The organism is Paenibacillus sp. J45TS6 (genome assembly GCF_018403285.1).
Lineage (GTDB): Bacteria > Bacillota > Bacilli > Paenibacillales > Paenibacillaceae > Paenibacillus.
In genome coordinates, this window is the sequence record NZ_BOSJ01000004.1 from 62,505 (window position 1) to 75,264 (window position 12,760).

Annotated in this window: 12 protein-coding genes; 9 read left to right on the forward strand and 3 right to left on the reverse strand. The window is 42.3% G+C overall.

The window, feature by feature from the left end; all coding sequences use genetic code 11:
* Positions 1-822: an endonuclease/exonuclease/phosphatase family protein gene (locus KJS58_RS07520; RefSeq protein ID WP_213531944.1), complete on the forward strand. Its 822-nt coding sequence runs from the start codon at positions 1-3 to the stop codon at positions 820-822.
* A 78-nt stretch (positions 823-900) separates the two neighbouring features.
* On the opposite strand, the gene KJS58_RS07525 is transcribed toward KJS58_RS07520, so the two are convergent.
* From KJS58_RS07525 to KJS58_RS07535, 3 genes are all read right to left on the reverse strand, one after another.
* Complete coding sequence (locus tag KJS58_RS07525; protein ID WP_213531945.1) at positions 901-2,886, reverse strand: FUSC family protein; 1,986 nt, start codon at positions 2,884-2,886, stop codon at positions 901-903.
* A gap of 107 nt (positions 2,887-2,993) precedes the next feature.
* Positions 2,994-4,787 (reverse strand): ABC transporter ATP-binding protein, encoded by a 1,794-nt coding sequence (locus KJS58_RS07530; RefSeq protein WP_213531946.1) that lies wholly within the window; start codon positions 4,785-4,787, stop codon positions 2,994-2,996.
* Positions 4,780-6,516 (reverse strand): ABC transporter ATP-binding protein, encoded by a 1,737-nt coding sequence (locus KJS58_RS07535; protein WP_213531947.1) that lies wholly within the window; start codon positions 6,514-6,516, stop codon positions 4,780-4,782. The genes KJS58_RS07530 and KJS58_RS07535 overlap by 8 nt, the downstream gene beginning before the upstream one ends.
* Before the next feature lie 390 nt (positions 6,517-6,906).
* On the opposite strand from KJS58_RS07535, the gene KJS58_RS07540 reads away from it, so the two are divergent.
* From KJS58_RS07540 to KJS58_RS07575, 8 genes are all read left to right on the forward strand, one after another.
* Positions 6,907-8,400: an alpha-N-arabinofuranosidase gene (locus KJS58_RS07540; RefSeq protein WP_283771254.1), complete on the forward strand. Its 1,494-nt coding sequence runs from the start codon at positions 6,907-6,909 to the stop codon at positions 8,398-8,400.
* 9 nt (positions 8,401-8,409) lie between these two features.
* Positions 8,410-8,691, forward strand: coding sequence for a DUF6171 family protein (locus tag KJS58_RS07545; protein ID WP_213531948.1), 282 nt, complete (start codon positions 8,410-8,412; stop codon positions 8,689-8,691).
* A 152-nt stretch (positions 8,692-8,843) separates the two neighbouring features.
* Complete coding sequence (thyX, locus tag KJS58_RS07550) at positions 8,844-9,566, forward strand: FAD-dependent thymidylate synthase (RefSeq protein ID WP_213531949.1); 723 nt, start codon at positions 8,844-8,846, stop codon at positions 9,564-9,566.
* Positions 9,567-9,606: 40 nt separating this feature from the next.
* Entirely contained in the window at positions 9,607-10,044 is a 438-nt protein-coding gene (locus KJS58_RS07555) for a GNAT family N-acetyltransferase (RefSeq protein ID WP_249717018.1), read from the forward strand.
* A gap of 3 nt (positions 10,045-10,047) precedes the next feature.
* Positions 10,048-10,884 carry a nucleotidyltransferase domain-containing protein gene (locus tag KJS58_RS07560; protein WP_213531951.1) on the forward strand — a complete coding sequence of 279 codons (837 nt, stop codon included), beginning with the start codon at positions 10,048-10,050 and terminating at the stop codon, positions 10,882-10,884.
* Positions 10,885-10,903: 19 nt separating this feature from the next.
* Positions 10,904-11,248: an avidin-fold protein gene (locus tag KJS58_RS07565; RefSeq protein ID WP_213531952.1), complete on the forward strand. Its 345-nt coding sequence runs from the start codon at positions 10,904-10,906 to the stop codon at positions 11,246-11,248.
* A gap of 36 nt (positions 11,249-11,284) precedes the next feature.
* A complete protein-coding gene (locus KJS58_RS07570; RefSeq protein WP_213531953.1) occupies positions 11,285-11,617 on the forward strand; it encodes an SdpI family protein in 333 nt (110 codons plus the stop codon).
* A gap of 635 nt (positions 11,618-12,252) precedes the next feature.
* A complete protein-coding gene (locus KJS58_RS07575) occupies positions 12,253-12,729 on the forward strand; it encodes an NUDIX domain-containing protein (protein WP_213531954.1) in 477 nt (158 codons plus the stop codon).
* Positions 12,730-12,760 lie beyond the last annotated feature (31 nt).

The window sequence follows — 12,760 nt, forward strand, 5'->3', positions numbered from 1 at the left end:
TTGAAAATACTAACACTCAACACACACGCATGGATCGAAGAAAATCAGCTTGAGAAAATAGAGCAGCTTGCTCATTTTATAAACGAGCACGATTTTGATGTGATTGCACTTCAGGAAGTCAATCAATCCATGCAGGAAAAAGCACTTCCTGCTTCGGAAATGACCTATTTTCATGAAGCGGAAGAGAATACGATCGTCAAAGCAGATAATTATGCTTATGTCCTTCGTAAACAGCTTCACACCGAATACTACTGGACGTATATACCTATCCATGTTGGATTTGCTAAATACGACGAGGGACTGGCTATTCTGTCCAAGACGCCGATTAAGGAAGCGTTCGGTGCTTACGTATCGGATATGCGGGATTATGCCAATTTCCGTACACGCAAACTGCTGGGAATCAAAACGGAAATCTCCGGTAAGGATACCTGGTTCGTGAATGGCCATTATAATTGGTGGCATGATGAAGAGGAACCATTTGAGCTTCAGTGGAAATACTCTCTTGCTGTGATGGACAAGTATGTTGGTTCTCTGCCTGCCTTTATCATGGGGGACTTCAACAATGCGGCTCACATTGAGGGCGAAGGTTATTCCCTGGTGACAGGGAGTGGATGGCATGATTGTTATGAGCTTGCTGCTCAGAAAGACGATGGATTCACGGTTGTTAAGGCGATTGCGGGATGGGAAGATAATAAGCAGAAGCTGCGAATTGATTACGTCTTTTCGAATCAAGAGGTTCCTGTCCATTCTTCAAAAGTCGTACTGAATGGAACCATTAGTCCTGTGGTATCAGATCATTTTGGTGTCGCTGTGGAAATCTAAAGTTAACAAGTAAATAATCCCACAATCCTGGAAGGAGGATGTGGGATTATTTTTTTTGTGCATCAATTGGTTTGTGCATCAATGGGTCGAATTCTTATTTGTCTCTGCTGCCAGAATTTCCTGATAAAGATCCATGACTGCAGTGAAGAGCGGGATAGACTTGTTCTCTATTAAAGAAGAAACGCCAAGATTTTGATTCAATTTTATTCTTCCTTTGTAGGAAATAGGTGTTGTTTTAAAATAAGCTGACATGTCTGTCAGCAGATTACTGCATGCAAGTAGTTCCTCTTTCTTCTCTTGTAATTGCTCATTCCTAATTGTATCAATAGTAAGATAACCCACTTTTTGAACCCGAATCAATATAGGAAAGTCTTCTTCCACATGGTATGGACGATGTGTAATTTCATTAAAAGCTTGATCATATAAGGTACTGGTTCTTTTTAACGACCGAAGTACGATATTGGATAAGATCTTTATTTCTTGGGTATGTTGATTTTTTGCATAAGTCTTGAGCAGATTGGCTTGGGTATCCAAAGCGGCAGCAAAAGTCCGATCCAGCCGTTTTGAAGCAGAATGAGGTGACAGTACAAGCATCCCGGCTAAACCAAGCGAACAACCAAGCAAAATATCTATAATTCTTACATTTACAAAGGCAAGCGGTGAATCTACCGGATGTGCCAGTGATACGAGCAGAAGAGAGATCGGCGTAATGAATACCGCAGCAAGAGCATAGTTTTTGGCGGCCAGCGTTTTAATAATGAATTGCATGAGAGCAACACTCATTACGATCACAAGGCTTGTCGGTTCTAAGAATAACAGCAGGGATGCGAGTAATCCTCCTAAGCATGTACCGATCATAAGCTGAATTCCGCGATATATACTGGCCGTTGCTGTAGCGGCGATTAGGACAGAAGCGCATCCGATCGGAACCCAGGAAGGATGCGGTGCCTGAATCATACTCGCCATTCCATAAGAAACAAGAACGAGCACCCCCATTTTCATAGAGGCAGAGAAGATTGTTGTATAGTGATACAGACCTCGAATACTCCACCTGATACCAATCGCCTCTTTTAGTGAACGAGTGGACACTTCAAGTTTGGGAGAAGGGTTCTTAATGGCTTCCATCATGTATAGAAATGCTTCCTGTAAGCCAGATTCAAAATGATCTTCTTTCTTTATTTTGCCGAAAACTTGCCGATCCACAGTCAAAGTTGAAGATCGTTTAGGTAATGTACGGGATATCGTTCTCAGCATACGTGGATAGGCAGCAGGAACGGATATTTGTTGATCTTCTATAGACACAATAGCCCAAAATAACTGATCCGCAGCCTCTGTAATCTCGTAGATTTGCTGAAGGGAGAGATTCTCTTTTCTTCGGGATATCATACTTTTATAAATTATCTTTTTCGTTTGCTGAAGAAGTTCCCCCGTCTCCAAGCGAAGAAGCGGATAGTCGCTCGTATTCAAAGACTCAAGCATAGTTGCAAGTTTCTGATACAGGGAAGACAGCATCCTTTTCTCAGGTCCATAACGATGAAACACTAGGGGAATCATACATAATAGGAGTGCAGGAATGCCGCCAAGGAGCACAATCAGCCCCCGATAGGCGAATAATCCTGGATCTGCGGGAAGGCTGATCGCCATACCGCATACGAGAACAAACATATATCCTGCAGGAAGCAGGACGCCTGTTATTCCACACAAAAAAGTAGCTGCGGCACCAATAAAACTAATGGCAGCTGCACTTGCAAGTAAAGAAGGAGCCGCAAGGGTGCCCAGCATAATACTGAAAGCAAGCCCTAACAGAATACAGCTCAGTTTCACAAAGCGCTGTCTTGCAGTTTCATCCCTCATATATACATTCACAAAAGCACCCGTTGTTGCCAGCATTCCAAGCCCCGGTTCATGTAAGATGACACCGGTTAGCAGAGGAATGCCGGTGCTAAGCCCCGCAATAACAGCCGGTCCCCAAGGAACCGGGACTTTATTGATACGAAAAGCTTTTTTAAGATGCTGTGCGATGTAAGTTCTTGTTTTGGGTATTGATTGCTTGTTTAAATCCAAATGATATGGCACCTCTTTAGTCATGGGTAATTCAAATATAGGTTTTCAGTCAAAAACTCTATTTACCACAAGACCTCGGAGTTTAAACTTGCATCAGCAATCGTCTATTAGGATACAACTTGTTGAAACTGACTGTGGTACAACTCATAATAAGAACCTTTTGCTGCTAGTAATTCCTCATGTGTCCCTTGTTCTACAAGACGTCCATGCTCAAGGTAAAGAATGGTATCTGCATCCTGAATCGTACTTAGCCGGTGGGCGATAACAAAGCTGGTTCTCCCTTGCATAAGTAGCTTCATTGCCTCTTGAATATGCATTTCGGTTCTTGTATCTACACTGCTTGTCGCCTCATCCAGTATAAGAATAGCCGGATCGGCAAGGATGGCTCTCGCGATCGTTAACAATTGCCGCTGTCCATGACTCAGGTTGCTGCCTTCCGTACTAAGCATCGTGTCATACCCCTGAGGGAGTCGTTTAATAAATGTGTCTGCATTCGCGAGTACAGCCGCTTGCTCTATTTCCTGGTCCGTAGCATCTAGTTTGCCAAAGCGGATATTTTCCCGAATCGTTCCAGAGAAAACATGGGCATCCTGAAGTACCATACCCATCAGCCTGCGAAGATGGTCTTTGTCGATTTGGCAAATGTCTACATCGTCAATCGTAATTGCTCCATCCACAATATCGTAGAAACGGGTTAATAGATTTACGACCGATGTTTTACCTGCTCCAGTGGGTCCAACAAGAGCGATCTTTTCACCTGGACGTGCAGCAAAGCTTATGTTTTGCAAAATAGGTTTATCCGCATGATAGTGAAAAGACACATCATCGAAACGTACAGCACCTTGAATATTCGTGATCGGTTTTCCATGTTCGCCTTCGTGCTCCGTCTTCATATCCATAATCTCAAATACTCTCTCTGCACCGGCGACAGCAGACTGAATCAGGTTATATTGATTTGCTAGTTCAGAGATGGGGCGCCCAAATTGACGAGAGTAACTGAGGAAACTGACGACAATACCGACCTGGGTTGAACCTTGGAATACGAGCCAGCCTCCGACAGCCGCAATCAGGGCAAAACTGAGATTGTTGATGACATTCATGAATGGTCCCATCATCCCAGACATAATTTGCGCCTTAATTCCAATCTGATTTAGCCGCTCGCTAATTTCCCTGAAGCGAAGGGTTTCTTTTTCTTCCTGACGGTATAGTTTCACCACTTTTTGTCCACTGATGGTTTCTTCAATCATTCCATTGAGATCCCCCAGATGTTGCTGTTGTTCTTTGAAATATCTCTTTGTGTATTTAGCAATATTCCGGGTTACTACAAGAGCGAGCGGGATGCTAATCAGTGCTACTAAGGTGAGCGGTATATCCAAAATAATCATAATTACAAGTGAACCGATGAGTGTCACGATACTATTCAGTAGTTGAGTAACACTCTGATTCAGTGTATTAGATACATTCTCTATGTCATTCGTTGCACGGCTCATCAGTTCTCCAGTGCTGCGCTTGTCAAAGAATGAAACCGGCAGTTTTTGATATTTTGCAAACAGATCTTTTCTCAGGTGAAGCACCGTTTTCTGGGAGAGGGCGGTCATAATATAGGCCTGCACCCATGTAACTACCGCACCGAACAAATGAATAGCAAGCATGATCAAGCAGATTTGAATCAGTCCCATATAATCTCTCGGAATAATGTAATCATCAATTGTTACCCCAATAAGGTAGGGACCTAGTAGAGCAGTGAGTGAACTTAGCACGGTGAAAATATAAACCATGAGCAGTGCTGCGCGCTGTTTGTTTAAGTAATTCCAGAGCCGTTTTATCGTAGGACCTGTATGTTTCGCTCTTACTTTTGGCATTTGATGCACAGGAACTCGGGGACGCATTTGATTAGACATAGGATATATCCTCCTTTCGCTGTGAACGGTAGATGTCTTGATAAACGGAACTTGTCTTCAAAAGTTCTTCATGCGTTCCTTGAGCTGCAATCATCCCATCGTTTAGGACAAGAATCAGATCTGCTTTTGTTACAGAAGAAATCCGCTGTGCGATGATCATCTTGGTCACGTTGCTTTTTTGTTGTTCCATCGCTTTTAGTATGTTAGCCTCTGTCTTTAAATCAACCGCACTCGTGCTGTCGTCCAGAATAAGTATTGCAGGGTCCGTAACGAGTGCTCTCGCGAGTGAAATCCGTTGTTTTTGCCCGCCAGACAGGTTCACCCCTTTTTGTCCAAGGACCGTGTCATACCCTTTTTCTAATTGTTCGATAAAAGGAGCCGCTTCGGCCGCCTTTGCAGCCGCCAAGATTTGTTCCTCACTGGCTGAAGGATTACCGTAACGGATATTATCCCGAATCGTTCCGCTAAACAGAATCGCTTGCTGCATCACTACGGCAACCTTGCTTCTTAGCTCCTCCAGATCGTAGTCCTGTATGGGGACACCCCCCACCCGTATTTCTCCGCTATATACTTCGTAAAGTCTTGGAATGAGATGGATCAGGGTAGTTTTCCCAGCACCTGTCGCTCCAAGAATGGCTACCATTTGACCCGCTTCTGCTTTGAAACTGATATTTGTGAGGACGAGGTCATCCTCCTGGTTATGATAGGAGAAGCTAACATTAGAGAACTCGATAGACCCTTCATTATCACTGGACATATGTTTTGGATGAATCGGGTTCTCAATCTCGGAGTATGTACTCAGCACTTCATTTACCCGATCTGCAGATACTTTCGCTCTCGATACAAAAACCAGCATGTTACTTAGCATCAGCATCGACATCAGGAGCTGGGTGACATAGTTAATGAAGGCGATCAGTTTACCTATTTCGAGACTTCCTTGATAATACTGCAATCCCCCGAACCAGAGCACCGCTACGATACTTACATTTAGTACAAGCGTCATCAGCGGCATACTGAGTGCCATCAGCCGATTAGCCCGAATCGCTGCCTGGGTATAATCGTCATTTGTTTTGTTGAATCGCTGCTCTTCATAATCTCTCCGGACAAAAGCTTTGATGACACGAACACCAGACAAGTTTTCTTGAAGAACGGTGTTTACATGATCGAGCTTACTTTGCATTTTCGTAAATAAAGGAAAGGACCGCTTGGTTAAGAGATAGAGGATGAAGAAAAGTACGGGCACGGAAACCACTAAGATGAACGCTAGATTTGGACTCAGCATAATTGCCATTGCTAAGCTTCCGATCAGCAGAAGCGGCGTACGGACAAAGATTCTTAGAACCATCTGAACAAAAGCTTGCAGCTGTACCACATCATTCGTTAGACGAGTAATGAGCGAGCCGGTTTTTCGTTCATCCAAATTGTGAAAAGAAAAAGATTGGATCTGTTCAAATAATCGAATTCGCAGATCTTTTCCAAAATGCTGTGCAGCAATGCTCGAAAAAATCGTACAGCCGGCTCCGCCCACTAGACCGATCAGCGCGACAACGATCATAAAAAGTCCGGTTTCCTGAATATGATCAAGATTGCTTGTCATTATCCCTTCATCTATGATACTTGCCATGAGTCTCGGCTGGAGCAAATCCATGGAAACTTCGAGCAACATAAGCAGAGGAGCGAGTAAGCTCGCTGCCCAGTAGGGTTTGAGAAAAGGAAGTAGTTTCTTCATTAAAATAAGGACACCTTTCGTAAGTGAGATAGAGGGACGACATTTTAGTAAGTAAATCAATTTCATTACTCATTAAAGAGGCTGAAGATATTATGAAATGAATTCAAGTAAGCTTGTTTTTAACTTAAAGGCACGGTGGAAATATTGTCAATTGATTCCTTCCGGAATCGGTATGTATAAAATACGTATTTCAGATTCAATGTTTTTTATTTGGATTAATTGAAATATTATTTCATTATTTGTGTAAAAAAGCGTTTACAGAGATAACCTATTAGGTTTATTATGTAATTGTTAGGAAAAGTAGCAAGTAGGATTTATATTTTAATTAATTCAATGACAATAGGGAACACGCGAAGAACCATTCATTTCAATAAGGTGGAGGTTATTATTATGGTAAAAGTTCTTGTACATACGGAGACACGAAAAAGCCAAATCAATAAAAATATCTATGGTCAATTTTCTGAACATTTAGGACGTTGTGTTTATGAAGGAATATGGGTTGGCGAAGATTCACCCATTCCAAATACGGACGGCATCCGAAATGATGTAATAGAAGCATTGAAACAACTAAAAGTACCTGTACTGCGCTGGCCAGGCGGCTGTTTTGCTGACGAGTACCACTGGGAAGATGGAATTGGACCTCGTGAGAACCGTCCGCGTATGCTCAACACCCACTGGGGCGGAGTAGAAGAGAATAACCACTTCGGTACGCATGAATTTATGAGACTCTGTGAACTGATTGGGGCAGAACCTTATATTTGTGGTAATGTCGGCAGCGGTACAGTGTATGAGATGCAGCAATGGGTAGAGTACATGAATAACGGCGGACAGTCGCCGATGGCAAGCCTTCGTGCACAGAACGGTCAAGAAGAACCGTGGAACGTGAAGTATTTTGGTGTAGGTAATGAGAGCTGGGGCTGCGGCGGGAACATGCGTCCTGAATATTACGCTGATCTGTATCGCAGATATTCCACTTATGTGCGTAATTACAGTTCTGAGCCGGTATACAAAATTGCTTGCGGACCTAATACAGCGGATTATCACTGGACAGAAGTCCTCATGCGGGAAGCTCATCATCTCATGAACGGACTTAGTCTTCACTATTACACGACAGGCACAGGTATATGGGAGAAAAAAGGCAGTGCAACTGGATTCACAAGTGAAGAATGGTTCACAACACTGAAAGCTACTCTATACATGGAAGAACTGATTGTAAAGCATTCGGCCATTATGGATAAATATGATCCAGACAAAAAAGTAGGACTGATCATTGATGAATGGGGAACTTGGTTTGAAGTAGAACCAGGAACAAATCCAGGATTTCTATATCAACAAAATACAGTACGTGATGCGCTCGTAGCGGGAATTAACCTGAACTTATTCCATGAACACTCCGATCGCGTAACGATGACGAATATTGCACAGATCGTGAATGTCTTGCAAGCAATGATCCTGACGGAAGGTGCTAATATGGTACTCACACCGACATATCATGTTTTTGATATGTATAAAGTTCACCAGGATGCACATTTGCTTGAGTCTCAATATGTAAGTCCATCTTATAAAATGGGTGATCAGGAAATTCCGCAGCTCAGCCTATCTTCTTCTGTAGATCATGAAGGGCATATTCATGTATCTGCTTGTAATCTTAGCCATGCAGATTCCTTGAACGTAGAACTTGATCTGCAAGGAATTGTAGATGCAGTGGTTAGCGGTCAAGTGCTGGTTTCATCTAATGAGCTGGATGCGCATAACTCGTTTGACAACCCGACTCAGGTTGCACCGAAAGAACTTGAAGGAATCACAGCAGAGCAAGGAAACGTAAGTTTCACACTGCCTGCTGCTTCCGTAGCGGTAATTAAGATTGTGCCAAAGAGAGGCTAAGGGAAGAGGATGACATCAAGAGCTGATAACGAATGCAAAGGTTGTACGGTAAGTGTGCATGTCAGCGAATCACAACTTGCAGTTATGGAACAGTCCACTGTTACATCTGATCAAGGGATGTCAGAACAGGCTGTTCAGGAGCTGTACAAAGAACGTTTAGCGATCTGCCGTACATGTGATGGATTTAAATACGGAACCACTTGTAAATACTGTGGGTGTCTCATTCCTTTGAAAGCTAAGGTAGCCAGCGCTACCTGTCCATATCCTTTTGAACCGAAATGGCTTAGATAATATGAATGAAGAATGAGAATGAAAGCATCTTCCTTTCCGAGGAGGGTGCTTTTTTTACATGAAAATCAAGTTGATCAAGATACGAAACTGCTAGACATATTTTTGGGAAATACAGTAAAATAATGGGATTAGAATAAAGGGGTGCAGCTGATATGTCTTTTGAAAAAGTGCTTGATCAAGGTTATGTTCGTCTAGTAAATCATATGGGGTCTGATCTAACCATAGCGAATGCGGCAAGAGTGTCTTATGCCAAAGAGTCAGTGGAACTCACGGAGAGAGATATGAAACTGATACGGTTTCTAGCAAGAGAAGGACATACTTCTCCTTTTCGCCACGTAATGCTGCAATATGAAATCTACGCACCCTTGATGGTTGCTAGACAGTGGTGGAAATACATAGTCGGCTCAAGTCATATGGAAGGTACAGGAGACAGCCTCGATGCGTGGAATGAGTCGAGTCGCAGATACATAACAGAAGAACCCGAGTTTTATATTCCAAATCATCAGGAGTGGAGAGGAGCACCCGCACATTCAAAACAAGGGAGCGGAGAGGCGCTTCCAATAGAGCAGGGCGCGAAACTAAGTGAAGAGTTACTGGAGTATGTAGAACTGGGTATAAAAAAATATGAGGCAGCTCTAGAATCAGGGGTATGCGCGGAACAGGCAAGGCTTTTTCTCCCATCTTACGGGATGTATATTCGCTGGTATTGGACAGCTTCACTGCAATCCGTATGTCATTTCTTAAATCAGCGGCTTATGCATGATGCCCAGCAGGAGATTCAAGCGTATGCGAAAGCAATTCTCTCCTTAAGTGAACCTCTGTTCCCGGCAGCAATGAATGAGATGGTGCATTATAAGGAAGAAACTTTGTTATAGAAGAGAGCATAACCTAAATGAATGGCAGGAGGTAACGAACTTGGAATACCGTAAGATGGATGCCCGCGATTATGAGCAGTGTATTGCTTTATGGAGAAGAACGGAAGGAATGAGTATCAGCAATGCAGATTCCAGGGAAGCCATAGAAAGTTATTTGGAACGTAATGAAGGCTTCAGTTATGTAGCTGTTCAGAGTGAAGATATCATAGGGACTCTACTGGCAGGACATGACGGAAGACGAGGCTATCTATACCATTTGGCAGTCAAGCCGGAATACCGGGGACAAGGGATTGCCAAAATCCTTGTACAGTCTTGTCTGGACCGATTACGAGACGCAGGGATCGAGCGAGCCCATATTATGGTGATGGGTTCCAATGAGAGTGGCCAATCATTCTGGACGGGTCTCGGATGGACACGGCGCGGAGATATTTTGATATGTTCTCGAGATATTCATACGAATCCTGTAGGAAAGGAATGACGTATGCCACTGCTGACAGAGTACGAGAAAAGACGGAATATCGCAAATTCTAAAACAGAAGAACTAACAAGGAGATTTCCCTGTATAGAGGCTATTATGGTAACTGGATCGGTCGCAACAGGTAAGGTTGATGCGTTCTCGGATCTTGATCTACTATGCTATGTAGAAGGTCCCATACCCGCTTCTATCAAGAAATACGAACAAATGAAGCTGGATGAGCTCTCAGGTATTGAGATTGCTTCTAGTGATGATGTATATGCAGTGAATTATGAGATCCAAGGTGTGAAATGTGAGATGGTGTATTTCTCTATTTCTTTTGTCGAACAAAAATTAATGAATTTGATTCAATATAAACACCACTCTTTTTCTACTCATACGGTAGCAACTGGCATTCTGCAATCCTTATCTTTATATGATAAGTCAGGCGTGCTTGCAGGCTGGAAGTGTTCACTAAGCGCATATCCTGAGGATATAGGAAGCTGGCTGATCACAGAACATCTTAATTTTTATTCTAGAGCAGAGATGGAAAGAGGGCTTGTTCGTAACGATCTCGTATATTTGGCGGAAAAGAAACTGAAAAATCAAGAAAAGCTGCTTGCAATATGGTGTGGCCTAAACCGGATGTACTATCCAGGTAAGACGAAGGGGCTTATTAATACGTTAAGCCAAATGAAGATGAAACCAAATAATGCAGAATTTCAAATGATGAACTTGTGGAGGGTACCAGCTGAAGAATCCATAAATATTTTATCTGATTTAATAGAAGACACATTTGATCTCATTGAACTGTACAGATCAGATCTGGTGGTTTCCGAAGCCCGTCAACAATTTCTTAAGTAGGATAGGGAGGCTGACAGTGATGAACAAGATTGATTACAATGGACGAATCTTTACGTCATGGGAGAATTCCGGCAATGGGGAGGTCAATCGAGAGACACTTTTTCATTATTTTCAGGACGGAAACCTCGTGTGGGCTAATTATGCGGGAGGCGGTATTATAGCAGGCCACCTGATTGCGACAATGGGGGAAGATGGAGTTCTGGATATGCGTTATCATCATGTTAATGAAAAGAATGAGATCATGACAGGGATATGCACTTCAACTCCCGAATTACTTGAGAGCGGAAAAATATGCATCCATGAAGAATGGACATGGACAAGCGGAGACCGGTCAAGCGGGCGTTCTATACTGCAAGAAGTCTGAAAGGTGATTGTATTGTTGTATTAGAAGGAGGCAGCCATGGATTTGGATAATCTGGTCGTGTTCAGTTTTGTAGGGATCATTTCCGTTATCATCGGTGTGGTAATGAAATGGAAGCCTCCAAAGCGAATAAACAGCTTGTTTGGATATCGAACCCATCGGTCAACTCAGAATCAACAAATGTGGGAAGAAGCGAATCGTTATAGTGCGATGTGGATGATTTATGTTGGGATCTTTTTTATAATCATTGGATTGATCGTTGCCAAATTCGTTCAAGGTATTCAGGGACTTGGTATTTTGGTAGGCGTGTTTCTGACCGTTCATTTCCTTGTATTTGTAATGGTGGAGAGAAGGTTAAAGGAGCTAGAATAAAACATGGAAATACAACTATAACCGCTTACAATATAAAAGAGAATTACAGAATAACCGAACTATTTCGACATTTATAAACAAAATATATGTGTTTACAATATAAGGGAATTAAGGAGTTGTGCAGTCCGCATAACTTCTTTTTTATTCCATATAAACTACGAATTAGGAGCAAAAATTAGGAAGTCAGCAGTAAAATTGAAATTCATAAATATTTTTTCGGAAAATCAAACTATTTCCTCTTAAAGCTTGTTATTATAGTACTGAACGTTGTTTTATCTGAATTCTGAATAGAAAGTGTGAGTTAGTAAAGCGGACAAAATCCGCTGTGAAATAAGAAGGATAAACTGAGGTTTCCTGTGAGAAATATGGAAAATATCTTCATATCGGATGCCCATCAGATAGGACTTACGGCAGCTCAGAAAGCAGAAATAATCCGATGTTAATATTTTGACCAAATTGTGTCATTAAAAGCAAAAGACGAACATCGGGTATGTTATGATCCTGTGCTTCATTTAAGAACATGGTAAGAGCTGATTGGGGCAAGCTATTCCTGATCAAGAATTCATTGTAAGAGTCTAGTGTATACAAAATAAAACCAAAATGAGTAAGTGGACTGTACTTAAGGAGGAATAGTGATGATGATATCCTACAACCATGAATCCATCGAGTATCACACAACTACAGGAGGAATAATTATTCAGAATGGCAGAGTTCTCCTGCAAAGAGAACAAAACCAGCCGTATTGGTTTTTACCAGGCGGAAGTGTAGAAGCAGATGATACACCTGAGTATACAATCGCTAAGATGATATATGAACAGCTTGGTGTACCTGTAATTCAAGAGCAGCAAGTATGGATGATTGAGAATATTGTCGATTTACCGCTGGGTCCCAATATGCAGGTTCATGAGACGGGAATGTTCTTCGTTCTGGAACTTCCATATCCACATCCGATCTTCAATAAAGATGGTGAATTTACAGGTACAAATAAAGAATATAGATATAAATGGATTGATCTTGATGTTCTTAGGCAGCATCACGTTGTTCCGGAATTTGTCGTTCCCGAGCTTCATGTGCTGGAAGTTGGAAAGGGTGTCAAGCATATCGTCAGCTAGTTATTGTAGAGATCATCTCTGTTCCTTATAA

Excerpts from the sequence above, each read along its gene's own strand:
- KJS58_RS07530 (WP_213531946.1), bottom strand. The coding sequence starts at position 4,787 with ATGTCTAATCAAATGCGTCCCCGAGTTCCTGTGCATCAAATGCCAAAA.
- KJS58_RS07540 (WP_283771254.1), top strand. The coding sequence starts at position 6,907 with ATGGTAAAAGTTCTTGTACATACGGAGACACGAAAAAGCCAAATCAAT.
- KJS58_RS07535 (WP_213531947.1), bottom strand. The coding sequence starts at position 6,516 with ATGAAGAAACTACTTCCTTTTCTCAAACCCTACTGGGCAGCGAGCTTA.
- thyX (WP_213531949.1), top strand. The coding sequence starts at position 8,844 with ATGTCTTTTGAAAAAGTGCTTGATCAAGGTTATGTTCGTCTAGTAAAT.
- KJS58_RS07575 (WP_213531954.1), top strand. The coding sequence starts at position 12,253 with ATGATGATATCCTACAACCATGAATCCATCGAGTATCACACAACTACA.
- KJS58_RS07565 (WP_213531952.1), top strand. The coding sequence starts at position 10,904 with ATGAACAAGATTGATTACAATGGACGAATCTTTACGTCATGGGAGAAT.
- KJS58_RS07570 (WP_213531953.1), top strand. The coding sequence starts at position 11,285 with ATGGATTTGGATAATCTGGTCGTGTTCAGTTTTGTAGGGATCATTTCC.
- KJS58_RS07545 (WP_213531948.1), top strand. The coding sequence starts at position 8,410 with ATGACATCAAGAGCTGATAACGAATGCAAAGGTTGTACGGTAAGTGTG.
- KJS58_RS07560 (WP_213531951.1), top strand. The coding sequence starts at position 10,048 with ATGCCACTGCTGACAGAGTACGAGAAAAGACGGAATATCGCAAATTCT.